This is a genomic window from Vibrio sp. (assembly GCF_048266485.1).
Lineage (GTDB): Bacteria > Pseudomonadota > Gammaproteobacteria > Enterobacterales > Vibrionaceae > Vibrio.
Map to the genome: position 1 here is coordinate 40,655 of NZ_JBLWZK010000005.1, position 24,139 is coordinate 64,793.

Genomic DNA, 24,139 nt, shown 5'->3' on the forward strand with positions numbered 1-24,139 from the left:
AGTTGTTTAATTGCTAAAAACCGACCTTAGGGTCGGTTTTTTTATATCTGCATTTCTAGTATCTCGGCTCTCGGCTCTCGGCTCTCGGAGTGATTATTTATCGCAATACAAATGATGCAACTGCTTAATCAAAACTTTTACTTCATCACTTTGCAATGAGTAGTATACAGTTTGTGACTCTTTACGAGTAATCACCAGTCCATCTCGGCGTAGCCACGCCAAATGCTGAGACAATGCCGATTGACTTAGAGGTAACTTTTCACACAACTGCCCAACTGATAATTCATTTTGATGCAAAATACATAATATCTGTAATCGATTTTCATTGGCCATGGCTTTAAGAAGAACCACTGCTTGAGAAAGATTACTTTCCATCTCTTTAAAATCCATCTTATTATCTCACTATTGAATAAGGGGAATGATCTCGGAGTGGTTGAAATAACCGACTAAAATCCGCATCACATAAATTCTTTACAGAAGGATGTTGGATCATCCTTTCTGCAAAAATAACATAATATTCTTCTTTCAAATCTTCGACTTCTGCAATCAAATGCAGAGAAAACTCATCTTCAACTTCTGATAAGTATAAGTTAGGAGCAAGAAAAATGGCATCAGTGTGATAACGAGCAAAGGCCTTCATTAATGCTGAATCATCAAATTCGCCTAAAATATTAGGGGTAATCCCTAATCTTTCAAACCAATGCATGAGATTACGTCCCATTGAAGTTCTTCTTCCTGGAATCAGTAATTTTCTTTGAGACAATGCCGATTGAAAATCATTATTTTCAATCGGCTGAGAAGAATAAAAGTTCATTTTGCATTCCCCTAGCTTCTTACTATACAACCCAGGGCTTTGACTCGAATCGACAGGGCAATCCGATAAAATCATATCTAACTTATGTTGAGAGAGTTGCTCTAATAGTAATTCATGAGTCGACTCAAAACAGCGTAGGTGAATACTGTTATCTTCCGGCACGGTATTTAACAGAATCTTACTGACAAGCCTTTTCGATAATGCATCCGCTACCCCAACATCAAACAATACATTTTCTTGCTGAGAGTAATTAACGATATCCAGCATTTCGTAGCTGAGACCAAACATTTTATCGGCATACTTAAAGACCAATTGACCAAGCTCGGTAGGCTCCACACTACGACCACTACGCTTCATCAACTTGCCATTCATACGCTCTTCAAATGCTTTAATTTGTCCAGTCACCGTTTGAGGTGTTAGAAACAAAGCTTCAGCCGCTTTTGCTACTGAGCCTTGTCTGCAGACCATCCAAAAGTAATACAGATGGTTATAATTCAAATGTGACATTTATTGCCTCGGAAAAACCATAATTAATTGACTCATAATATGCTTTTACCGAACTATTAAAAAGCCCTTATTAGGCACATGTGACCAAATAAGGGCTGATAGTCGATTATGCTTACCTATCGGACACTCTACACTGAAAATGGATACTTAATCGCATCGTGACATTGATAATCTGTCACCTCAAAATCATCCAGCGTTACCCAAGTTTCTAAATCTTCTAACGTTTTAATCTTAGGGTTAATATGGAATTTAGGCGCGTCAAACGGCGTACGCTTCAATTGAATATCACGCATTGGTGCGAGTTGGTCTTCATAAATATGACCATTAACGATCTTATGATACGCAACGCCAGCTTTTTTACAGGTAATTTGCGCCATAATCGCTAAGAACACGTACACTTGAACCATATTGAAATTAAGGCCTAGCGGTACATCACACGAACGTTGAGTACTGTTTAAATATAGCGTATCACCAAGTAGGGAAAAGTGGTGGCTGTACATACAAGGGCGTAAACATCCCATATGAAACTCACCAGGGTTATAGAAGTTTAGAATCTCACCTCGGTCATCGACACCACGAATTAAATCATCGACAATTTTACGTAATTGATCGATGTGCCCACCATCCGGTTTTGTCCAGCTTCTCCCTTGAACACCATAAACACGGCCCATATCATCTTCACCTTTACGGTAAGGATTCTCGAGCCAAGCTTGGTTTAAGTTAGCATTAGCATCCCATGTTTTGGTGCCCAACTTACGGAAATCTTCCGCATTATCATAACCACGAATATAACCCAGCAACTCAGCAACTGCCGATTTCCAAAAGCTCTTACGTGTGGTCACTAAAGGAAATTGATTGTTACCAACATCATAAGTTAGATCGGCATTAATAATCGTCAAGCAGCGTTTACCTGTACGCTCATTTTCAACCCATTGCCCTTCATCAATAATACGCTGGCAAAGTTCTAAATATTGTTTCACAACTTACTTCCCTTTGGTTGGTTTGCTGGCTTTTTCATTTGAATATACAAGCGGTTTCTGAGTTTTATATGACCAAATCATAATCAAGGCACCAATAATAATCATAGGTGTGGATAGAATTTGCCCCATCGAAATAAAGTTATCAAATAAACCAAGCTGTGCATCTGGCTGACGAACAAATTCCACTGAGAAGCGGAATACTCCATAGCCAATCAAAAATAGCCCCGACACCGCACCAGCAGGTCTAGGTTTACGAATGAACCAATTTAAGATAAAGAAGAGCACGACCCCTTCAAGTAAAAATTCATACAATTGAGATGGGTGACGTGGATATGGGCCACCAGTTGGGAAAATCATCGCCCATGGCACGTCAGTCACGCGTCCCCATAGCTCACCATTAATAAAGTTACCGATACGACCAGCACCTAGACCAAACGGAACTAATGGCGCAATAAAGTCTGCCACACCAAAGAAAGTACGTTGGTTTTTACGTGCATACCATAGCATGGCAGTGATCACACCGAGCAAGCCACCGTGGAATGACATCCCCCCCGTCCAGACTTTAAACAGATACAATGGGTCTTCCATCCAGTAGTCAAAGCCATAAAACAGCACATAGCCAATGCGGCCACCAAGTACTACCCCAAGGAAGCCTGCAAAGAGTAGATCAGAAACTTGCTCACGCGTCCAACCACTGCCTGGTTTATCAGCCCGCTTGTTAGCAACGTACATTGCAAAAGCGAACCCTAGTAAATACATCAATCCATACCAACGCACACCAATTGGCCCGATAGAGAAAATGATCGGATCAATCTGTGGGAAGACTAAAAATCCCTGACTCATAAAAGTCTCTCTGCTTTAAAGTAAAAAAATAATAGAAGGTAGATACTATCTGACCAAGAGTGACAGCTTTAGTGCCATCAAACATAAAAAGATAATTTATTGGCGAGTATAATAAAGTAAAGCCTACACAGATACAGTAATACCAATCAAATTAATTAGCGGCTCAGAAATTACGTAATAAAAACTCTTATTTCTTACCAGCACGAATAAAGCCAGCCAAACCTTTCTGTTCTAGATATTGAAATACTAGGTTATAGATATCAGTACCGTAGGCTTGCTTCATCGCAGTATTAAGGAGCTGCTGCAATTCTGTAGAGTCAGATTTACGTAGAATATATTTGATTCGGGCAACATTGGATGTGTTCATACTCAATGAGCGATATCCCATACCAATAAGCAGCAAGGCACCTATTGGATCCCCTGCTAACTCACCACAAATACACACTGGCAGTTTATATTGTTGACACATATCATAAATATGTTTAAGTGCCATTACTACTGAAGGATGAACATGTTCGTACACATCCGACACCCGAGAGTTATTTCGATCAACCGCCAGTAGATATTGAGTTAAATCGTTAGTACCAACTGATACAAAATCCACTTTATGCGCCACTAACGGTAATAAATACAGCATTGAAGGTACTTCGAGCATAATACCGATTTGTGGCCGCTGAATATTAGGATCGACCTGCGACACATCTTGATAAGCACGCTCTATCAAGATCAGAGATTCATCAATCTCTTGGCATCCCGACACCATAGGTAACATAATATTTAAATTACCTAGCCCGGTACTGGCTTTTAACATTGAGCGTAGTTGAATTAAAAAGATATCTGGATGATCTAAAGTAAAACGGATGCCACGCCACCCTAGAAAAGGGTTATCTTCTTCAATTGGGAAGTAAGGTAATGCTTTATCACCACCGATATCTAAGGTTCGCATTACCACGCGTTTATCCGGATAAGTCGCTAAAATCGTGCGGTATTGTTGGGTTTGTTCTTCTTCGGAAGGAAAGCGATTATGCAATAAAAACGAAATTTCCGTACGATACAAACCAACCCCATCAACGCCTTGGTTAACCGCAATATTGGTATCGGCACTAAGGCCGGCATTGAGCATCAATTCTACTCGCTTGCCATCTTGGGTAGCGGCGGGTTCCGATAATTCCTGAGCAACTAAATCTGAAAGTTCTTCTTCTTCATTAGCTAACGATTGATATTCGGTAAGTAATTGGGCAGCAGGTTCAACAAAGATATCACCACTATAACCATCTACGATACCGAATTTACCCGATATCGATTCTGGTTTAAGTTGCGCGCCCATGATGGCAGGAATACCAAGTGCACGAGATAAAATGGCCGCATGTGAATTCGCGGCACCTTCCAATGAAATAACCGCAAGCAGCTTATCTTTAGGAATCGCAGCCAATATTGAAGCAGTCAGTTCCCTAACCACCAAAATAACCGGATTTTTAAAACTAGGAGTTCGAACTTCACTATTGTGTAAGAAATACAGTAATCTCTGTCCAAGCTCTTTAATGTCGTTGGATCGTTCTCGTAAATAAGAGTCACTCATGCTGGCAAAACGCTCAGCATAAAGCTCGACGACTTGTCTTAACGCCCAATCCGCTCGATCGCCTTTCTCTATCTGTTTATTCAAATCGGCACGCAGCATAGGATCATGCAATAAGTGAACAAATAGCTCAAAGATTGCTAAAGTATCTTTATTTAATTCACTATCAAAACGCTTACGCATCCGGCGAAAATCCGCAATCGCACTTTCAATCGCAAGCGCCAGCCACTCTTGATCTTGATTAATATCTAAACAAGAAGCTGGAGCAATTTGGGAAAGATCTGGATGAGTGTCATCCCACCAAATTTGACCAATTGCAATGCCAGACGAAGCTGCTATGCCTTTATAGGAATGGACTTGATGGTCATTGAGTTGCCATTGACCTTGGGCTTGAGAATGAGCAAGAATGACCGCCAACTGAGCGGCAAGTGTCACGAGGAACGATTCTTCTACTTCACTAAATGATCTTGGTGATCGTTGCTGAATCACTAACACGCCTAATATCTGGCGGCGGTGAATGATCGGAGTTCCGAGGAAAGATTGATAAACATTTTCCCCAAGCTCAGGGAAATATTTAAAATTGGGATGTTTTTGTGCATAAGATAGATTGAGAGGTTCGGCGCTGCGACGAACCAGCCCTACTAAACCTTCTTCAAAAGGAATGTGAATAGTTTGGCCAGAAAACTTTAGCCCTTGGGTGGCCATTAGCTCCAAACGACTTTGCTCGTTATTGGCTAAATAAACGGTGCAACACTCTGTGTGCATCGCTTTACAAGTATCCTTTACCAAAATATCTAATGCTTGACGAAGATCGTCTGCTTTAGATACTTGTTCAACGATGTCCCTTAGTTGAATAAGCATTCACATTCACCTTTATGAGGTCTTACCTAGTTATTAACCAGATAAAGACTTATCGACGCACTTTTCTCTTACCTTTCATTTTAGGATCTCGAAAAGGCATCGCAATCGAAGCAAATTCTTTCATTGCTCGTCGATATACATCCCTTTTAAAAGAAACCACTTGTCTGACTGGATACCAAAAACTCACCCAACGCCAACCATCGAATTCAGGGGTTCGTCCACGGTTCATATTGATGTTTGATTCATCACACTCTAACCGTAGTAAAAACCATTTCTGTTTTTGGCCAATACACACAGGCTTGGAATCCCATCTCACCAGACGTTTTGGTAATTTATATTTTAACCAATGACGACTGACTCCAATGATTTTCACATCTTTCTTTGTTAGCCCAACTTCTTCATACAATTCACGAAATAGTGCTTGTTCCGGTGTTTCACCGTCATCAATCCCACCTTGTGGAAATTGCCAAGAATGCTGCCCGTATCGTTTTGCCCAGAATACCTGACCATGGTTGTTACATATTACAATTCCCACATTTAAGCGGTAACCATCGCCATCTATCACGGCTAACCTCTAATATAAATCTCTGTTACCAGTGATTTTTTCACATATCCACAAAAGGGGCAAATTTCAAGAGCACAATATCGCGTTTTTTATTACCTAACATCCACTTTTTAATCAAATTAGCTTAAATAATAAGTTATCAACACAAAAATTGAGTTGCTGTGGCATTTATTCACTATTTCTGTGAATAAATGTGTGAAGAAAACGATAAAACCATTAAATGGCTTATTTAACACTCAAATACAACAGTCAAACTGTCATGCGAAAATAGAATAAAGTTATTTAAAAACATAACAATAGGAACAAAAATCCAATTGAAGACAAATAAAAGATCTTTAGGATCTTTTATAGGCACAGATCGGTCAAAGATCCATCATGATTTATATTATCCACATTAGATCATACTAAAGCGCTCAAAAAGGACTCATACATATTCTTTTATTACAGCAAATGTGAATAAAGTGATCGTCATCACTTTTATTTTCACCATCCAGAAAAAAACCTGTGGATAAGTTAATTTAACAACATAATAAGATCAAAGCGAATAAGATCCTTGTTAAAAATAATGTACTATAGAACCCTTGTTTTTTAATCAGATCATTTGCTATGCCGTTACCCCCTAAGACAGAACAAGAATTGATGCAACGAGCCGAAAAGATTGTTGCTCGTTCTTTTGCTTCTTTAGCACACCAAGCTGGTATTACTGTTCCCGAAAATCTCAAACGGGAAAAAGGTTGGGTAGGACAATTACTTGAATGGCATTTAGGTGCCGAATCTGGCAGTAAAGCTCAACCAGATTTTGAGCATTTAGGCATTGAATTAAAAACCATTCCAATTGGATTTAATGGTCAACCATTGGAAACTACATTTATATCTGTTGCCCCCTTAACCGGAGTCAATGGGCTAACCTGGCAGAATAGCCATGTTAAGCATAAACTCGCAAAAGTATTATGGATCCCGGTTGAAGGTGAACGAGATATCCCTCTTGCTGAACGCCGAGTTGGTCGTCCAATCTTATGGTCTCCAAGTGCTCAAGAAGAACAACAACTTCAACAAGATTGGGAAGAGTTGATGGAATTTATCGTACTAGGGAAGGTAGAGCAGATTACGGCCAAGCACGGGGAAGTAATGCAGCTACGACCTAAAGCGGCCAATAGTAAAGTGGTAACAGAAGCCTATAGTGCCAATGGGCAGCCTATCAAGGCCTTACCAAGAGGCTTTTATTTACGGAAACAATTCACAGCGAATATTTTACTAAATCATTTGCAACGATCTTCATAGCCACCGTCTGTTACCTAGTAAAACCCTGCCACTTAATCCACTAAGAAGCGAGATGTAATTCAATATCCTGAAAAAGATCGAGTCCCTCAGCGCCAAATTCATCATAAGCATTATGCAATCTAAGATAAGCACTGGATAAGCCTAATTTTTTTAACTCATCCTTTACCGATTCTAAAGAATTGAAATAAGCTAATTGATCTTTTTCCATGATCGGCTCAAGTCGATGTTTATATTCAACAGCAAGTGAATAGTGGGAAAGATCAGCACAACTCACCACAAATACTTTAGGAGGGTCACACTCCTCATTTTTACTCGCTTGCAACCAGTGATCCAATTGCTGTTTTCTCATCCTTACCTCCCACTCAGGACAATTCATGGTGTTATATTCCAGTCTAGAACAAAAATCTAACCTTAGCTAACTGACTTACTACTCGAGCTTTTTTGCTATATATTGAACAAACCATTTATATGATTTTTCAACGATCGCCCAAGGATGTGCAATGAAATACCACAAAATCCCGCACTCTAATTTAGAAGTCAGTAAAATAGCTTTAGGTACAATGACCTATGGTGAACAGAACACTCAAAAAGAAGCTTTCGAACAATTAGATTATGCGCTCGAAAGGGGGGTTAACTTCATCGATACCGCAGAAATGTATCCTGTTCCGCCAAAGCCTAGCACCCAAGGATCCACCGAAGAATATATTGGTCATTGGCTAGAAAAATCAAGTAAACGCGAAAAAATCATTTTGGCGACCAAAGTGGCAGGCCCAGGCCGTATGTCTCACATTCGTGAAAACATGAGTCTCGATCGTCGTAATATTCATCTCGCAATGGATAGCAGCTTACAACGTCTCAAAACCGATTACGTTGACTTGTACCAAATACATTGGCCTCAACGTAATAACAACCGCTTTGGACAACTCAACTACCCTTATTTAGATGAACAGCAAGAAGTCACTCTTATCGAAACATTAGAAGCATTAGCGGAGTTAGTGAAAGCGGGTAAAACTCGTTATATCGGTGTATCAAATGAAACTCCATGGGGCGTGATGACGTTGCTACGTTTAGCGGAAAAGCATGATTTGCCAAGGATCGTATCGATTCAAAACCCGTATAACCTACTCAACCGCAGCTTTGAAGTTGGTCTATCAGAAATTAGTCATCATGAAGGTGTCGAGTTACTGGCTTATTCGCCACTAGCATTTGGGGTATTAAGTGGCAAGTATCTCAATGGCGCTCGACCAGATGGCGCTCGTTGTAGCTTATTTGAACGCTTTGTTCGTTACTTTACGCCACAAGGTGAGGCCGCAACCCAAGCCTACATCGATATTGCTAAAAAACACGATATTGATCCGGTACAAATGGCATTAGCATTTGTTAATCAACGCCCATTTGTTGCGTCGAATATTATCGGTGCCACCACAATGGAACAGCTAAAAGCGAACATTGATAGTATCGATACCCAACTCTCTGACGAACTACTGCAAGATCTTCATCAAGTAGGTGTTCAGTACCCTAATCCTTGTCCATAATTCATACTTAATAATTTTAAAAACACAAAGGGAAGTAAGTGAGCACTTCCCTTTTCTGTCGTAGGTGATTCATAACCACCAGTAAGCCGTTATCGTTTCACGCCTCTGAGACCAATTTATGTTTACCAAGCAAGCGATACATAGTTGCTCTCGATATCTTCAGCTCTTTCGCAGCGAGCGATACTTGTCCATCATGTGCCTCTAATACTTTCACTAGTGCTTCTTTTTCAGAATCTTCTCTGATCATTTTTAAGGTGCGAATTTTTTGGCTTTGAGACGGTAAATCAAAATGCTCTAATTCAACCACTATTCCATCAGAAACTAAGACTGCTCGTTTAATTTGATTAAGTAATTCTCTGACATTTCCGGGCCAATGATATTGGGTTAAAGCCTTAAGAGCTTGAGAAGAAAGATTACGAGCTTGAGTGTTATATTCTCGACTAAATTGTTGAATATAATAATGCGCTATACTGGCAATATCACCACAACGATCTTTCAGAGGGGTGACATGCACTTTAAGAATTTTTAATAGATAATACAACTCAGCAGAAAACTCCGATTCTTGTACCTTTTGCTCAAGATTATTATGGCTTGAAACTATAATTCGAATATCTAAGGTTTTTTCGCCATTATCAGTCTGAATAACTGGATTATTAATAAAGTGCAATAAATGAGTTTGTTGGCTTTTTGGCAATGCAGTAATGTCTTTCAGCAGTAAGGTTCCTTGGTCTGCCTCTTCAAGTTTAGTTTTAAAGCCTGGTGTTTGGCTTTCTCTTTCAAAACCAAAAACCTCTCTTTCAAAACGTTTTTCTGGTAAAGCACTGCAATTAACAACCACAAAAGCACATGTGCTACGTGATGAAGCGTCATGAATTAATTTTCCGACGAGCTGTTTCCCAACCCCTCTTTCACCCGCAATAATAATATTAGCATCAGTATTGGCAATACGTTTAACCTGCTCACGCAAGCGCTTAGTTGATAAAGAATCACCGACTAAGAGAGCTTGGTTATCCAACATATTTTCTGGCCATACCTTCTTCTCTATTTTCAACATGCCTAACTGATGGCCAATACTGCTTAACAATAGTTTTTCTGGCATAGGCAAAGTGAAGAAATCAATACAGAAGTTAACGATGAACTGACAAATAGAATCTTGATTGAGTTGGTGCTCTTTTATGTAAGCCATCCAACGGACATGTTTATTATTAGTAACTAAATAGGCAATCGCACTTAAACTGAAGTCATCATTCGTAAGATCAATCAGCCCAATACACGGACCAATTCGCTCGATCATGGTTTGACCGAGCCTTAAATCGCCACAGCGTTCCACTTTCCAACCTGCGAGTACTACTTTCTCATGCCAAGTATCGAGTCGCCCTCCAATCACTAAAAGCGAACCCGGTAGCGAATTCATTCGGAAATACTTTTCCATATCGTATCCTTTTGACTACTTATTCATCAGATAAGGAATCATACACAGGACAACATTATTAAAGCTATGAAAGGGGTTCTTATTTTTGAGACGGACAGTTTATTTAATAAAAATAGATGCTTAGAATATTTTTTTCGAATTTCAGATAAAAAAAACCCACCAATGAGATGGTGGGCAATAATCCGGTATTACTTTCTCACTTATTGCTGTGGACGCATTGCTGGGAATAGGATCACGTCACGAATAGTATGAGTATCTGTAAATAGCATGGCTAGACGATCGATACCGATACCTTGACCCGCTGTTGGCGGCAAACCGTGTTCAAGTGCTGTAATGTAGTCAGCATCGTAGAACATCGCTTCATCATCACCTGCATCTTTGGCTTCAACCTGTGCTTTAAAGCGTGCATCTTGGTCTTCTGCATCATTGAGTTCAGAGAAACCATTCGCCACTTCACGGCCACCGATAAAGAATTCAAATCGATCAGTAAAGAAGGGATTCGAATCACTGCGACGAGCCAGTGGTGAAATATCTGCTGGGTAACCTGTAATGAAGGTAGGCTGAATAAGTTGAGGTTCAGCGGTTTCACCAAAGATCTCTTCAAGTAGTTGACCACAAGTCCAGAAACTTTCTACTTCGACATGAACTGATTTAGCAATCTTAACCATAAAGTCACGATCTTTTACCGTTTCTTCATTTAAGTTAGCAATATCAGCATGGTCTGGATTGTATTGTTTGATTGCATCGATCATGCTCATACGTGCATATTTACCACCGAACTCAACACGCTCTTCGCCGTAAGGCATAGAGGTTTCACCCAGCACTTCAATCGCAACTGTACTTAGCATTTCTTCAGTAAGATCCATAAGATCGTTGTAATCCGCATACGCCATGTAGAATTCCATCATAGTGAATTCTGGGTTATGGCGAGGCGATAGACCTTCATTACGGAAGTTACGGTTTACTTCAAATACGCGATCAAAACCACCGACAACTAAACGCTTCAAATAAAGCTCTGGAGCAACACGTAGGTACATATCAATATCTAACGCATTGTGGTGAGTAATAAATGGACGCGCTGTTGCACCTCCAGGGATAACGTGCATCATTGGCGTTTCAACTTCTAGGAAGCCTTTTTTCGCCATGAAGTTACGAATTGCCATCACAAGCTTAGAGCGAATAATGAAAGCAGTACGTGAATCTTCGTTTACAATCAGGTCAACATAACGCTGACGGTAACGCATTTCTTGGTCAGTTAAGCCATGGAATTTTTCAGGCAGTGGACGTAGTGCTTTAGTCAGCAACTCGTATGATTCCATATTCACGTAAAGATCGCCTTTACCTGACTTATGCAATGCCCCTTTCACACCGATGATGTCACCGATATCCAGACCTTGGTATTTCTCTTTTAATTCTTTTTGTACATCTTTCGCAGCGTACGCTTGGATACGGCCAGAGGTTTCTTGAATCACGAGGAATGGACCACGTTTTGCCATTACACGACCAGCAATCGCGACAATATGATTCAGCGTTTCTAATTCTTCTTTTGATTTTTCACCAAATTCCGCTTGAAGATCTGCCGCTAAGTGCTCACGACGAAAATCATTTGGGTGGCCGTTTGCTTTACAGCTTTGACGGATGTGATCCAATTTAGAACGACGCTCAGCGATCAGTTTATTTTCTTCTGCTGCATCAATTTGGTTTTGGCTGTTTGATTCAGTCATCATGTGCCCTTATAAAAAATGAGTTATCTTCTAAAAGAAGAGGAATTCTTTGCGCTTAGCTTGTTGCTGAAATTAGAGTCCTGACTTCAAGCTTGCTTCAATAAATTTATCAAGATCGCCATCTAATACTGCTTGAGTATTTCGGTTTTCCACGCCTGTGCGAAGATCTTTAATACGAGAATCATCTAATACATAAGAGCGAATTTGGCTGCCCCAACCGATATCAGATTTCGAATCTTCATTGGCTTGTTTTTCAGCATTTTGCTTTTGCAATTCAAACTCAAACAATTTTGCACGAAGCTGCTTCATCGCCTGATCTTTATTTTTATGCTGAGAACGATCATTTTGACATTGCACCACAATATTCGTTGGTACGTGCGTAATACGTACCGCCGATTCCGTGGTGTTTACGTGCTGACCACCGGCACCAGATGCACGATATACATCGATACGTAAATCCGATGGGTTAATATCAATTTCGATGTTGTCATCAATCTCAGGGTAAATAAATGCCGACGCAAATGAGGTATGACGGCGACCACCTGAATCAAATGGTGATTTACGAACTAAGCGATGCACGCCGGTTTCGGTACGTAGCCAACCATAAGCATATTCACCAGAAATACGGACTGTCGCGCCTTTAAGGCCAGCCACATCCCCTTCTGATACTTCAATCACTTCCGTCTTGAACCCTTTGGCTTCTGCCCAACGTAAATACATACGTAGCATCATCGAAGTCCAATCTTGTGCTTCGGTACCACCAGAGCCTGATTGTAAATCGATATAACAATCAGAAGCATCGTGATCACCAGCGAACATGCGGCGGAACTCAAGCTTTTCTAATTTCGCTTCAAGATCGGCAAGTTCAGGTTCGATCTCGTCAAAGGTTTCTTGATCTTGCTCTTCAACCGCAAGTTCTAATAGTCCTTCAACATCATCACAACCTTGATCCAGTTGATCAATAGTGTCAACAACCGCTTCTAAAGCTGAACGTTCTTTACCTAAGGCTTGAGCGCGCTCAGGTTCATTCCAGACATCAGGTTGTTCAAGTTCGGCATTGACTTCTTCTAGACGCTCTTTCTTAGCATCGTAGTCAAAGATACCCCCTCAGAACATTGGTGCGCTCGGCAACGTCCTGAAGGCGGTTTTTAATCGGATTGATTTCAAACATGTTGGCTTATCACTTATTTGAGAAATAAATTCATTTTCCATGCTATTTTCAATGCATAGATAGGCGCAGAATTCTACCTAAATTGATGATGAATATACAGGAATTTTACTCGTTTCATTTAGCTTCTAGATGATCAACCATCAATTGCAATGATTGATTGCCACGAAACTCATTTATATCAAGTTTATAAGCTAAGTGAACGGTTTTCACGGAAGCATCTGGCCAACGGCGTAAATCAACATTAAAGGCGATCGCATCAATCATAATGCCTGTTGGATGACCTTTAAACAGCGGCTCTAACATCATTTTTAAATGTTTTTCACCCACCAGTTTTTGATGCAATAATTTGAATTCACCATCAAAAATCGGCTCAGGGAAAGCTTGCCCCCAAGGACCACCAGCACGTAACTCTTCTGCGGTATGCATCGAAAATTCTTCTGGCTTTAATTCACCATCGGATAAAATTACACCTTCCAGCGCTGATTCATCAAGCTCTTCGCGTACCGCCAAATCAAACAAGCGAGAGAATTGTTCGAATTTATTTTGGTAGATCGTTAAACCCGCTGCCATCGCATGACCACCAAATTTTACAATGATCCCAGGGTTTTGAGTGTCGATCTTATCCAAAACATCACGCATATGAAGCCCGGGAATCGAACGACATGATCCTTTTAAAGAAAGCTCTCCATTCGACAACTCACCGCCGTCGGCAAATGCGATCACTGGACGATGAAATTCATCTTTAATACGTGAGGCTAAAATTCCAATTACCCCTTGGTGCCAATCGGCTTGAAATAAAGTTAAGCCATACGGCAAATTCGACTTATCTTCTAGGCCGCCTTTCGCGTTCAGCAAACGCTCACAAAATGCCATTGCTTCTTGCTTCATGCCTTGCTCAATTTCACGGCGCATGTGGTTTAAACCATCCAGTTCACTGGCCATGCGGCGCGCGGCATGAATATTGTTGCTCAGTAATAACTCGACCCCAAACGACATATCTTCAAGGCGTCCAGCCGCATTAATTCTTGGCCCTAGCGCAAAGCCAAAGTCTGCTGCCACAAGACGCTTAGCATCACGTTTTGCCACTTCAATTAACGCTTGAATGCCCGGGCGCGCTTTACCAGCACGAATTCTTTGCAAGCCTTGATGAACTAAAATTCGATTATTTTCATCCAGTGGTACCACATCGGCTACGGTGCCGAGTGCGACTATATCTAACAGTTCTGCTAAATTAGGCTCGGGGATATTTTGTTGAGCAAACCATTGTTGCGTTCGCATTTCAGCACGTAGAGCCAGCATGAGATAAAACGCCACACCGACACCCGCTAATGCTTTTGAAGGAAAAGAGCATTGTTGCAGGTTAGGATTAACCATCGCATCGGCATTTGGCAATTCATGACCAGGTAAATGGTGGTCGGTGACGATCACAATTAACCCTTGCTCCTTGGCATAACGCACCCCTTCAATAGAAGAGACGCCATTATCCACTGTCATGATCACTTGCGCGCCGCGCTCAATCGCTTGATCGACCACTTCAGGGCTTAGGCCATAACCATCTTCAAAACGATTAGGCACTAGGTAGTCGACATTACTACTACCTAGCATACGAATCGCGAGTACAGATAAAGCCGAACTGGTCGCGCCATCCGCATCAAAATCACCAACCACGATAATACGTTGTTTCTGTTTAATCGCTTGAAACAATAACGACACTGCAAGCTCAATACCATGCAACGCCTGATAAGAGTGTAGTCCTTTCGCGCCCTTTTCTAATTGGCTGACATTCTGGATCTGACGATTAATATAAATGCGACGTAATAAGGGTGAAATCGACTCAGGTAAGATAGAAAGATCAACATCAGGTCGGCGAGAAATAGTCGTCATAATACTCTTAATTGGTTAAGGAGAGTTTAAGCATTTGTAGAATAAAGCTGATAATCAATCACAAATAACTGTTCTAAACCGGGGTAAATGTCTTGAATCACGGATTTCAATTGAGGCAATGTCATGTTCTCTTGCTCGGCATGAAATTCGGTAAGTTGAGATAATAATACCGGCGTGACGGATAATATTTTCAATTGGCAGAAGACTCGCCCTTGCTCTAAGGTCGATACTGTCACTACGCTGCCAGGCACATAATGACTTTCTGCTTCATCTCGAATAGTAATGGTCTTTTTGCCCGTCAGAATATCGTCTTCAAAGCGAGCAAAAAATGTCATTTCGGTCGGTGTGTTAGATAGATTATTCATTATAAATTTTCAGCGTCTAGCGCCTCAAGTAAATCGTTAGCTGGTAAGTAACCACCTACTATTCGGCCATTAGACAATAAAATGGCAGGCGTACCACTAATGCCTAATTGAGCACCAAAAGCATATTGCTCACTGATCATTTTCTGACATTTAGGTAAATTGTTACTATCAAAATCAAAACTGCGATTGATCTTCACATCATCCAAAGCTTTTTTACGATCATCTGCGCACCATACTTTAGCCATCGCTTGCGCAACATCACCAGTCGGCCCTTGACGAGGGTATGCCATATAACGAACCGTAATACCTAGATCGTTATATTTTTGTATTTCTTTATGCAGTTTTACGCAGTAACCACAAGTAATATCGGTAAATACCGTTACCACATATTTTTGATCTTTGGCTTTATAGACGATCATATCATCAGCAAACTTCTCAACTTGCTTCGCGTATTTTTTCGCCATTAAATCACTGAAGTTACCTTGTTTATCTAGGCTGTACATTTTGCCTTGAATAAAAAAGTCACCCGTCGCACTCGAAAAGAAAATGCCTTGATTCGTGATCACTTCATATAAACCATCAATCGGTGATGGCGCGACCTCTGTCACTTTAATGCCAAGATTCACAAAGCGTGCACTGATTTCAGCTTGATTAGCTTCTGTGCTCGCAAAACTTGGCAAACTCAATAGTGAAAATATCAATGCGGAAAAAGCCAATGCTCCTTTAGCACAAACTGACTTAACGTTAATTGAATCAAACAAAGAAGCAAAATGCATAAAACACCTACAATATGGATAAAAGTTGTCCAATAACACATCCTAGAACTAAGCTCTAGGGTGATGCTCTTGGTGGATTTGTTTTAATCTTTCGGTTGCCACATGAGTATAAATTTGTGTGGTCGATAAGTCACTATGTCCGAGCAGCATTTGCACCACTCTCAAGTCAGCACCATGATTGAGTAAATGCGTCGCAAAGGCATGGCGTAATACGTGTGGAGACAGCGCTTCAGAATCAATACCAGCATGTTGAGCATAAAATTTAATGCGATGCCAAAAGGTTTGACGGGTCATTTGCCGAGCACGTTTACTCGGGAAAACCACATCTGAGCTTTTCTCACCCAATAATGCCGGGCGACCTTGCTCTATGTAGGTTTCAATCCATTCAATAGCATTTTCTCCCATCGGTACGAGACGCTCTTTACCCCCCTTGCCCATCACGCGCACTACTCCTTGGCGCAGGCTCATATTTTCCATGGTCAAACTCACCAATTCAGTCACACGTAAGCCGGTAGCATAAAGCAGTTCTAGCATGGCTTTATCACGTAGTTCTAGAGGGTCTTCAACAATTGGTGCATCGAGCAAAGCTTCAATCTGTTGCTCAGATAAATCTTTCGGCAAGCGTTTCGGCAACTTAGGGGCAATTAATAACGCGCTAGGATCGTCGCTACGCAACTTCTCACGAGTAAAATATTGAAATAATCGACGCATGGCAGACAACATACGTGCTCGAGAAGTTTGCTTGTAATTTTGCTCCAATAACCAAGCTTGGTAGGCTTGTAAGTCATCAGTTGTTACAGTTAACAAATTCATCGATTGCTGACTTAACCATCCCACCAACTTATCGAGATCATGTCGATAAGACTGCAAGGTATTTTCTGACAAGCCTTTCTCTAGCCAAATTGAATCAAGAAAACGCTCTACCAGAGCTAATTCAGACTGCATCACCTATTCACTCACTTAATGTCGAATATCCATGCTGAGACTACGGTAGCTTACTCATAATTGCCACTAATTTTACTGAAAGCATGTAAAGCAGGCAGCTTTATCGTTAGAATTAACCACAAATTCATCAAACGTTTAAAAAGACTTATGAAGATTGGATTATTCTACGGTTCAAGCACCTGTTACACCGAAATGGCTTCGGAAAAAATCCGCGCAATAATTGGCGAAGATCTGGTCGATATCTACAATATTAAAGATACCCCAGTCTCAACACTTCAAGATTATGATTTCCTTATTTTAGGAATTTCCACTTGGGATTTCGGTGAGATACAAGAAGATTGGAGCGCAGTATGGCAGCAACTCGATGGGCTATCTCTAAACGACAAGTACGTGGCATTATTCGGTCTAGGCGATCAAGAAGGCTATGGCGAATGGTTTCTCGATGCGATGGGGATGCTGCACGACGAACTAATAACAACGGGAGTTAAGTTTCTCGGTTACTGGCCCAACCAAGGCTATGAGTTTGAACAATCAAAAGCCCTTACTGAAGATAAAACGCATTTTGTTGGCTTAGCGCTTGATGAAGATTCTCAATATGAACTCAGCGATGAACGTATCGAGCAATGGTGCGAACAAATCCTTGTTGAGTATCACGACAGTTTATAATTTTATCGTTTAAACACATTCGAATACAAAAAAGGCTTAGCAATTTGAATCTACTAAGCCTTTTTCTTGTTAGATTGTTAACCGATTAAGCCATATCTTCGCTTAACTCAGCTACTTCATTCGCTTGCTGTTCGCACTTTGGGACAAACATCATCACCGCAATCGCAACCAATGTTGGCAACATCCACGCCATACCGTAATCAAACAACGGCAAGAAGTTGAATACTGACATATCAATACCGATTGCTTTACCTGCATCAATCAAAGCAAATAATAAAGATAAGCAAACAACAAAACGATACGCCAAAGCACGGTTTGGTAAACGAGAACGAACCAGAGTTAGGAATACAATCGCAATCGCCACTGGGTACAAAGCAAATAATACCGGTATAGATAAGGCAATTAATTCCGTTAAACCAACGTTCGCCACTAATGCACATACTGAACCGACGACAATAACCCATCCTTTATAGCTAATTGGTGTTAATGAGCTAAAGTAATCGGCACAAGCGGAAATCAAACCAATTGAAGTCGTTAAACAAGCCAATAATACAATGGTAGTTAAAACGAACTGACCTTCAGTACCAAATAGAGCTTGAACATAAACACTTAAAATTGCGCCACCGTTATCAAGGCCAGCCGCAATACTATTACTGGTCGCACCAAGGTAAAACAATGAAATGTAAACCAAAGCCAAACCACCCGCTGCAATAAATGCCGCATAGGTTACATAACGAGTTACCGCACGCTTATCAGTAATCTTCTTGTTACGTAAAGCTTCAATGATCAAAGTACCAAACATCAGCGAAGCAAAAGTATCCATAGTGTTATAACCATCAAGGAAACCGCTACTAAATGCATGGGTTACATAGCGACCTTGTGCAGCAACAATATCACCTTGAGGGTTAATGAATACCATTACAGAGAGGACGATTAACCCTAAAAACAGAACCGGAGTCAGCACCTTACCAATCACATCTAACAGCTTACCTTGAGACCAAGCAAACCCCATCGCAATAGCAAAAAAGACGATTGAAAAAATAGTGAGATGTATTTGTGATGGTTCAGCAATAAAGGGTTTCAAGCCCATCTCATATGCTACAAGCCCGGTACGAGGCGCAGCAAAAGCAGGACCAATGATAATAAAGAAAAGTACAGCAACAATTGTCGCCGCTTTTTTAGGTAAGTCTTGGGTCAGTTTATCCCAACCGCCACCGACTAGCGCAATGGCAATAATACCTAATAAAGGTAGACCTACTGCAGTGCTAAGAAACCCCAACATAGTAAAAGACACCGATTCGCCAGCTAATTGACCAGCCAGTGGGGGGAAGATGATATTACCAGCGCCTAAAAAGAACGCAAACAACATGAAGCCTAGGGCCCAAATATCGGTTATTTTTAACTTTTGGTTCAAAATAAACCCTTAATATATTAGTAATGAATTGCATTTCAGAAGAACAAAACATATACCCAAGTGACTTCAAGAGGCGAGTTGGGTATAAAACTCTACCTGAATATAAGGAGCAAGATAATGAACAAATTAGAGCCAACGCGCAAGCAAACAGCAATAAAACACCATAAAATAACAAAATTAAAACACAAAAGCAGTGTTTATCTCTACTGATGACCATCAAACAAAGAATTAATAACTTAACAAAATAAAAACAACAGAATTACAAATAAGCATAAAAAACCATATTAAGACCAATAATTAGTCACTTACACCAAAGCTATTGATATTATGAATAAAACTAAAGACTTTCATTTTAAGCAGTTCTCAATTTACGGTGGTCATTCCGGCATGGCAGTCAGTACTGATGGGATATTACTCGGTGCCTGGGCTAAAATATCCAACCACAGTTCAATACTTGATATTGGAACCGGTACTGGATTACTAGCGTTAATGTGCGCCCAACGAAACCAACAAAGTCAGATTACCGCGATTGATATTGATGAGGATGCAATTAAATCGGCGCAATATAATATCGATAACAGCCCTTGGAACAAAAGAATTCGAGTTATCAAGAGCGCGGCTCAGCAATTAGAATCAAACCTGAAATTTGATCATATTATTTGTAACCCACCCTACTTCAATTCGGGTGCTACTTCCGATTGGCAAGCCAGAGCAATCGCACGTCACACACAGACTTTGCCACACAGTGAGTTGCTTAACGCTTGTGCTAAATTATTAAAACCAGCCGGCAGTGCGAGTTTTATTTTACCGAAAACAGAAGGCGAAGCGTTTATTCAACTAGCCTTAGAGCAAGGCTGGTTTGTAGAGCGACTCTGCCAAGTCAATACCACTGAGCATAAACCCGGCTATCGACTATTATTCACCTTAACTCGCGTTCAAACCGAATGTCAGAATAGCCAATTAACGATTCACCAAGCTAACGGTTATAGCGAACCATTTATTCAACTGACTCGCGATTTTTATCTCAAGATGTAGTGATGGTAATAAAATAAGAGATCTCTCACTGAAACTCGCATCTTGCCGTTACTTGGGTATATAATGCGCGACCGTTAATAAACCCTGAACCTAAAGCCAAATGGCTTGTTGGAGAAATGACGTGATCAGAACTTTTGCTGAACTCGATTTAGACCAAAACCTTATTGAAGCCATTGAAGAAATGGGCTTTGAGCGCCCGACTCAAATTCAGGCGGATGCCATTCCACAAGCGCTTGATGGCAAGGATGTCTTAGCGTCAGCTCCTACTGGTACAGGGAAAACGGCTGCATTTGCACTTCCTGCTCTACAGTTTTTACAAGATTTCCCGCGCAAGAAAGCCGGTCCGGCTCGCGTATTAATCTTAACGCCAACTCGTGAACTGGCGATGCAAGTGGCTGACCAAACTCGCGCACTGGCAAAAAATACCAACTTAAACATCTTCACTATTACCGGTGGCGTGATGTATCAAGAACACGCGGATATTTTAGGTACCACTCAAGATATCGTGGTTGCAACGCCTGGCCGTTTAATGGAATACATCGAAGCTGAACGTTTTGATTGCCGTGCGATTGAATGGCTGATCTTAGATGAAGCGGATCGCATGCTAGATATGGGCTTTGGTCCAGTCGTTGACCGTCTATCGGCAGAATGTCGCTGGCGTAAACAAACGCTACTTTTCTCTGCAACCTTAGAAGGCCGCGGTGTTGAAGGTTTTACGGAAGATCTACTAAAGAACCCAATTAAAGTGGAAGCAGATCCTTCTCGACGTGAACGCAAAAAAATCACCCAATGGTATCACCGTGCCGATCACGCTGAACATAAATTAGCGCTGCTAAAAAATATTCTTACTGAACAAGCAGAGCGCAGTATTATCTTTGTCAAAACCCGTGAGCGTCTCGCAGAGCTTCGTGGACAGCTAGAAAGCGCACAAATCGTTTGCTCATGGATCCAAGGCGAAATGCCTCAAGATCGCCGTAACAATGCTATTCAACGTTTCCGCGATGGTGAAGTGAATGTATTAATTGCTACCGATGTAGCAGCGCGAGGTATCGATTTACCGGATGTGAGCCATGTCATTAACTACGATATGCCACGAACTGCTGATGTTTACCTACACCGTATTGGGCGAACTGCCCGCGCCGGTAAAAAAGGCAATGCGATTTCTTTAATTGAAGCCCATGACCAACCGATGATTGATCGTGTAATGCGCTACACTCAAGATGAAATTAAAGAGCGTTACATTAAAGACCTTCGCCCACAAAGCAAAAAGGCAACCTTTAAGAAGAAGAAAAAGAAAACGCCTGCTGCGAAGAAGAAAACAGCAGTGAAAAAGAAGAAAAAGTAAGACATTCTTGCTAAACCATTTCCAAACAATAAAGGAGCGACTATTCGCTCCTTTTTTACGTTTTCAAGTTTACGCTTTCAGGCAACAAGAAATGCAGATTACTGCTCTGCTCGCTTAAACACCAATTCGGTTTCCGTAGACTCTGCCGCCACAAAGTAATAGCCAGCCGTATCGAATGCTTTCAACGTATCCAGATCTTCTACTTTATTTTCAATGATGTAACGCGCCATCATACCGCGGGCTTTTTTCGCGTAGAAACTGATCACCTTGTAAGTGCCATTTTTGCAGTCTTTAAATACAGGGGTAATAATTTTACCTTTTACACCTTTAGGTTTCACCGCTTTAAAGTACTCATTCGACGCTAGGTTAATTAACCATTCATCACCTTGTGCTTGTAACGCATCATTGACTTTATCGGTAATGATATCGCCCCAGAACTGATACAGGTTACTACCACGTGGATTCGCAAGCTTTGTGCCCATTTCTAGGCGATATGGCTGCATTAAATCAAGTGGCTTCAATAAACCATACAAGCCCGACAGCATTCTTAAATGAGACTGAGCATAGTCGATATCCGCTTCTGACAAACTATTCGCATCTAGTCCGGTGTAGACGTCGCCTTTAAAAGCAAACAGCGCCTGACGTGCATTTTCAAAACTAAACTCAGGGCTCCATTGAGCAAAACGAGCCACATTAAGCCCAGCAATCTTATCACTGACTTTCATTAAGCTGGACACACCTGCAGGCGTAAGCTGACGGCAGACTTCAATTAACTCAGCAGAGTGCTCGGTTAAATCAGGTTGAGTGTGCTTTTGAGTAGGAAGTAAAGATTCATAATCAAGTGTTTTTGCAGGAGAAACCAATATCAGCATATTCAATCCATGTGTTCTGAAATAATGTTGATCATTATAACAAAAAAGCCACGCATCGCTGCATGGCTTTTACTATTAGTGGTATAGGTCAAAGTTATTACTTCAACTCTTTACCCCATACACCTTCTTCAATTTGAGAATGCAGTTCAGGGAAATCTTTCGCATCAAATGTCGGTAACTTACCTTCATCTAATTGCTTGTTGTAGTCTTTGGCTAGTTTAATAACGATACCAGACAACAATAAGATAGCCACTAAGTTAACAATCGCCATCAAGCCCATTGAAGCATCAGCAAGAGACCATACCGTTGGTAGTGTCGCTAATGAACCAAACATCACCATACCAAGTACAATGACACGGAAGATGTTTTTAGCATGACGAGATTTCTTAAAGATAAACACAATATTGCTTTCTGCGTAAGAGTAGTTAGCAATGATTGATGTGAATGCAAAGAAGAAGATCGCGATAGCAACGAAGGTTTTACCCCACGCACCAACTTGAGAGCTCAATGCATTTTGCGTCAAGATGATACCTGTAACTTCACCGTGTGGCACATATTCACCAGATAACAAAATAATTGATACTGTTGCTGTACAGATAACAATCGTATCAACAAACACACCTAGCATTTGTACATAACCTTGTGATGCTGGGTGTGGTGGATATGGCGTTGCTGCCGCTGCCGCATTTGGTGCTGAGCCCATACCGGCTTCGTTCGAGAACAAACCGCGAGCAACACCCGTCTTAATCGCATTCATAATAGCGTAACCTACACCACCAGCTGCGGCTTCTTGCAAACCGAAAGCACTCTTAAAAATAAGCGCTAAAGCACCGGGTACTTTATCTAGATTCATCAAGATAACAATCACTGCTAACACTAGATAGAAAATTGCCATAATTGGCACAAGAATTTCCGCAGTACGAGCGATCTTACGGATACCACCGAAGATAACGAAACCTGAAAGCACAACCAATACACCACCGACCATTGCTTTATTCCAAGCAAAAGCGGTATGCATCGCATCCGCAATAGAGTTTGATTGAACCGCGTTAAATACCAAGCCAAAAGCAATGATCAGGAAGATTGAAAAAAGGATGCCCATCCAGCGCATGCCTAGACCTTTCTCCATGTAATAAGCCGGACCGCCAATATAAGTACCGTCAGAACCTTTGGTTTTGTATAACTGGGCTAAAGTACTTTCTGCAAATGCGGTTGCCATACCAACCATAGCGATGAGCCACATCCAGAAAATTGCTCCTGGGCCACCAACGGTTAAAGCAACTGCAACACCTGCCATGTTACCAGTACCAACACGCGCAGCTAAACTGGTACAAAACGCTTGGAAAGATGAAATACCAGATGCATCTGCTTTACGACTGTTTTTTAACACTGAAAACATGTGCGTAAAGTGGCGAAATTGAATAAGGCCAAGACGTACTGTGAAATACACACCAACCCCAACCAATAAGTAAACCAGAATAGATCCCCAAAGAAGATCATTTAATAAAGCTATTAGATCCGTCACGCAAACCTCACCTAAATTAATAA

22 protein-coding genes are annotated in these 24,139 nt (G+C 41.1%); 5 read left to right on the top strand and 17 right to left on the bottom strand.

What is annotated here, in order from left to right; translation table 11 throughout:
• Window positions 1–93: 93 nt before the first annotated feature.
• The 6 genes from ACN0T8_RS08345 to rppH form a co-directional block, all read right to left on the bottom strand.
• Window positions 94–390, bottom strand: coding sequence for an ArsR/SmtB family transcription factor (locus ACN0T8_RS08345; RefSeq protein WP_417880170.1), 297 nt, complete (start codon window positions 388–390; stop codon window positions 94–96).
• A gap of 4 nt (window positions 391–394) precedes the next feature.
• Window positions 395–1,321 carry a transcriptional activator NhaR gene (nhaR, locus tag ACN0T8_RS08350; RefSeq protein WP_417880171.1) on the bottom strand — a complete coding sequence of 309 codons (927 nt, stop codon included), beginning with the start codon at window positions 1,319–1,321 and terminating at the stop codon, window positions 395–397.
• A 128-nt stretch (window positions 1,322–1,449) separates the two neighbouring features.
• The gene (locus ACN0T8_RS08355; RefSeq protein ID WP_417880172.1) at window positions 1,450–2,301 is read right to left on the bottom strand and encodes a thymidylate synthase; all 852 of its coding nucleotides are present in this window, start codon (window positions 2,299–2,301) and stop codon (window positions 1,450–1,452) included.
• A gap of 3 nt (window positions 2,302–2,304) precedes the next feature.
• Window positions 2,305–3,144, bottom strand: a complete 840-nt coding sequence (lgt, locus tag ACN0T8_RS08360) for a prolipoprotein diacylglyceryl transferase (RefSeq protein WP_417880173.1) — start codon at window positions 3,142–3,144, stop codon at window positions 2,305–2,307.
• A 187-nt stretch (window positions 3,145–3,331) separates the two neighbouring features.
• The gene (gene ptsP, locus ACN0T8_RS08365; RefSeq protein WP_417880174.1) at window positions 3,332–5,581 is read right to left on the bottom strand and encodes a phosphoenolpyruvate--protein phosphotransferase; all 2,250 of its coding nucleotides are present in this window, start codon (window positions 5,579–5,581) and stop codon (window positions 3,332–3,334) included.
• A gap of 49 nt (window positions 5,582–5,630) precedes the next feature.
• Window positions 5,631–6,146 carry an RNA pyrophosphohydrolase gene (rppH, locus tag ACN0T8_RS08370; RefSeq protein ID WP_417880175.1) on the bottom strand — a complete coding sequence of 172 codons (516 nt, stop codon included), beginning with the start codon at window positions 6,144–6,146 and terminating at the stop codon, window positions 5,631–5,633.
• A gap of 606 nt (window positions 6,147–6,752) precedes the next feature.
• On the opposite strand from rppH, the gene mutH reads away from it, so the two are divergent.
• A complete protein-coding gene (mutH, locus tag ACN0T8_RS08375) occupies window positions 6,753–7,427 on the top strand; it encodes a DNA mismatch repair endonuclease MutH (protein ID WP_417880176.1) in 675 nt (224 codons plus the stop codon).
• A 40-nt stretch (window positions 7,428–7,467) separates the two neighbouring features.
• On the opposite strand, the gene ACN0T8_RS08380 is transcribed toward mutH, so the two are convergent.
• On the bottom strand, window positions 7,468–7,776 hold the full coding sequence (locus tag ACN0T8_RS08380) for a DUF6482 family protein (RefSeq protein ID WP_417880177.1): 309 nt from the start codon (window positions 7,774–7,776) through the stop codon (window positions 7,468–7,470).
• 151 nt (window positions 7,777–7,927) lie between these two features.
• On the opposite strand from ACN0T8_RS08380, the gene ACN0T8_RS08385 reads away from it, so the two are divergent.
• On the top strand, window positions 7,928–8,962 hold the full coding sequence (locus ACN0T8_RS08385) for an NADP(H)-dependent aldo-keto reductase (protein ID WP_417880178.1): 1,035 nt from the start codon (window positions 7,928–7,930) through the stop codon (window positions 8,960–8,962).
• A 97-nt stretch (window positions 8,963–9,059) separates the two neighbouring features.
• On the opposite strand, the gene ACN0T8_RS08390 is transcribed toward ACN0T8_RS08385, so the two are convergent.
• The 7 genes from ACN0T8_RS08390 to xerD form a co-directional block, all read right to left on the bottom strand.
• The gene (locus ACN0T8_RS08390; RefSeq protein ID WP_417880179.1) at window positions 9,060–10,394 is read right to left on the bottom strand and encodes a sigma-54-dependent transcriptional regulator; all 1,335 of its coding nucleotides are present in this window, start codon (window positions 10,392–10,394) and stop codon (window positions 9,060–9,062) included.
• A 200-nt stretch (window positions 10,395–10,594) separates the two neighbouring features.
• Window positions 10,595–12,118, bottom strand: coding sequence for a lysine--tRNA ligase (gene lysS, locus ACN0T8_RS08395; RefSeq protein WP_417880180.1), 1,524 nt, complete (start codon window positions 12,116–12,118; stop codon window positions 10,595–10,597).
• A 72-nt stretch (window positions 12,119–12,190) separates the two neighbouring features.
• A protein-coding gene (gene prfB, locus ACN0T8_RS08400) for a peptide chain release factor 2 (protein WP_417880181.1) occupies window positions 12,191–13,289 on the bottom strand; the annotation gives its coding sequence in 2 pieces (ribosomal slippage) (window positions 12,191–13,213 and window positions 13,215–13,289; 1,098 coding nt in all).
• A 114-nt stretch (window positions 13,290–13,403) separates the two neighbouring features.
• Window positions 13,404–15,173, bottom strand: a complete 1,770-nt coding sequence (gene recJ / locus ACN0T8_RS08405; protein ID WP_417880182.1) for a single-stranded-DNA-specific exonuclease RecJ — start codon at window positions 15,171–15,173, stop codon at window positions 13,404–13,406.
• Between the two features lie 26 nt (window positions 15,174–15,199).
• The gene (yqfB, locus tag ACN0T8_RS08410; protein WP_417880183.1) at window positions 15,200–15,538 is read right to left on the bottom strand and encodes a N(4)-acetylcytidine aminohydrolase; all 339 of its coding nucleotides are present in this window, start codon (window positions 15,536–15,538) and stop codon (window positions 15,200–15,202) included.
• Window positions 15,538–16,314, bottom strand: coding sequence for a bifunctional protein-disulfide isomerase/oxidoreductase DsbC (dsbC, locus tag ACN0T8_RS08415; protein WP_417880184.1), 777 nt, complete (start codon window positions 16,312–16,314; stop codon window positions 15,538–15,540). The genes yqfB and dsbC overlap by 1 nt, the downstream gene beginning before the upstream one ends.
• A 48-nt stretch (window positions 16,315–16,362) precedes the next feature.
• On the bottom strand, window positions 16,363–17,259 hold the full coding sequence (gene xerD, locus ACN0T8_RS08420; RefSeq protein WP_417880185.1) for a site-specific tyrosine recombinase XerD: 897 nt from the start codon (window positions 17,257–17,259) through the stop codon (window positions 16,363–16,365).
• Window positions 17,260–17,406: 147 nt separating this feature from the next.
• On the opposite strand from xerD, the gene fldB reads away from it, so the two are divergent.
• Window positions 17,407–17,925 carry a flavodoxin FldB gene (fldB, locus tag ACN0T8_RS08425; protein WP_417880186.1) on the top strand — a complete coding sequence of 173 codons (519 nt, stop codon included), beginning with the start codon at window positions 17,407–17,409 and terminating at the stop codon, window positions 17,923–17,925.
• A gap of 85 nt (window positions 17,926–18,010) precedes the next feature.
• Here fldB and brnQ read toward each other — a convergent pair whose 3' ends face one another.
• Window positions 18,011–19,339 (bottom strand): branched-chain amino acid transport system II carrier protein, encoded by a 1,329-nt coding sequence (gene brnQ / locus ACN0T8_RS08430; protein ID WP_417880187.1) that lies wholly within the window; start codon window positions 19,337–19,339, stop codon window positions 18,011–18,013.
• A gap of 327 nt (window positions 19,340–19,666) precedes the next feature.
• Between brnQ and ACN0T8_RS08435 the strand changes: the two genes are divergently transcribed.
• Both ACN0T8_RS08435 and srmB read left to right on the top strand, forming a co-directional pair.
• Window positions 19,667–20,374, top strand: coding sequence for a tRNA1(Val) (adenine(37)-N6)-methyltransferase (locus ACN0T8_RS08435; RefSeq protein ID WP_417880188.1), 708 nt, complete (start codon window positions 19,667–19,669; stop codon window positions 20,372–20,374).
• A 121-nt stretch (window positions 20,375–20,495) separates the two neighbouring features.
• Entirely contained in the window at window positions 20,496–21,719 is a 1,224-nt protein-coding gene (gene srmB / locus ACN0T8_RS08440) for an ATP-dependent RNA helicase SrmB (protein ID WP_417880189.1), read from the top strand.
• Window positions 21,720–21,817: 98 nt separating this feature from the next.
• On the opposite strand, the gene yaaA is transcribed toward srmB, so the two are convergent.
• Both yaaA and ACN0T8_RS08450 read right to left on the bottom strand, forming a co-directional pair.
• The gene (gene yaaA / locus ACN0T8_RS08445; RefSeq protein WP_417880190.1) at window positions 21,818–22,591 is read right to left on the bottom strand and encodes a peroxide stress protein YaaA; all 774 of its coding nucleotides are present in this window, start codon (window positions 22,589–22,591) and stop codon (window positions 21,818–21,820) included.
• Between the two features lie 97 nt (window positions 22,592–22,688).
• Window positions 22,689–24,116 carry an alanine/glycine:cation symporter family protein gene (locus ACN0T8_RS08450; protein ID WP_417880191.1) on the bottom strand — a complete coding sequence of 476 codons (1,428 nt, stop codon included), beginning with the start codon at window positions 24,114–24,116 and terminating at the stop codon, window positions 22,689–22,691.
• Window positions 24,117–24,139: the final 23 nt, after the last annotated feature.

Excerpts from the sequence above, each read along its gene's own strand:
- ACN0T8_RS08345 (WP_417880170.1), bottom strand. The coding sequence starts at position 390 with ATGGATTTTAAAGAGATGGAAAGTAATCTTTCTCAAGCAGTGGTTCTT.
- nhaR (WP_417880171.1), bottom strand. The coding sequence starts at position 1,321 with ATGTCACATTTGAATTATAACCATCTGTATTACTTTTGGATGGTCTGC.
- lgt (WP_417880173.1), bottom strand. The coding sequence starts at position 3,144 with ATGAGTCAGGGATTTTTAGTCTTCCCACAGATTGATCCGATCATTTTC.
- ptsP (WP_417880174.1), bottom strand. The coding sequence starts at position 5,581 with ATGCTTATTCAACTAAGGGACATCGTTGAACAAGTATCTAAAGCAGAC.
- mutH (WP_417880176.1), top strand. The coding sequence starts at position 6,753 with ATGCCGTTACCCCCTAAGACAGAACAAGAATTGATGCAACGAGCCGAA.
- ACN0T8_RS08380 (WP_417880177.1), bottom strand. The coding sequence starts at position 7,776 with ATGAGAAAACAGCAATTGGATCACTGGTTGCAAGCGAGTAAAAATGAG.
- ACN0T8_RS08385 (WP_417880178.1), top strand. The coding sequence starts at position 7,928 with ATGAAATACCACAAAATCCCGCACTCTAATTTAGAAGTCAGTAAAATA.
- ACN0T8_RS08390 (WP_417880179.1), bottom strand. The coding sequence starts at position 10,394 with ATGGAAAAGTATTTCCGAATGAATTCGCTACCGGGTTCGCTTTTAGTG.
- lysS (WP_417880180.1), bottom strand. The coding sequence starts at position 12,118 with ATGACTGAATCAAACAGCCAAAACCAAATTGATGCAGCAGAAGAAAAT.
- recJ (WP_417880182.1), bottom strand. The coding sequence starts at position 15,173 with ATGACGACTATTTCTCGCCGACCTGATGTTGATCTTTCTATCTTACCT.
- yqfB (WP_417880183.1), bottom strand. The coding sequence starts at position 15,538 with ATGAATAATCTATCTAACACACCGACCGAAATGACATTTTTTGCTCGC.
- dsbC (WP_417880184.1), bottom strand. The coding sequence starts at position 16,314 with ATGCATTTTGCTTCTTTGTTTGATTCAATTAACGTTAAGTCAGTTTGT.
- xerD (WP_417880185.1), bottom strand. The coding sequence starts at position 17,259 with ATGCAGTCTGAATTAGCTCTGGTAGAGCGTTTTCTTGATTCAATTTGG.
- fldB (WP_417880186.1), top strand. The coding sequence starts at position 17,407 with ATGAAGATTGGATTATTCTACGGTTCAAGCACCTGTTACACCGAAATG.
- ACN0T8_RS08435 (WP_417880188.1), top strand. The coding sequence starts at position 19,667 with ATGAATAAAACTAAAGACTTTCATTTTAAGCAGTTCTCAATTTACGGT.
- yaaA (WP_417880190.1), bottom strand. The coding sequence starts at position 22,591 with ATGCTGATATTGGTTTCTCCTGCAAAAACACTTGATTATGAATCTTTA.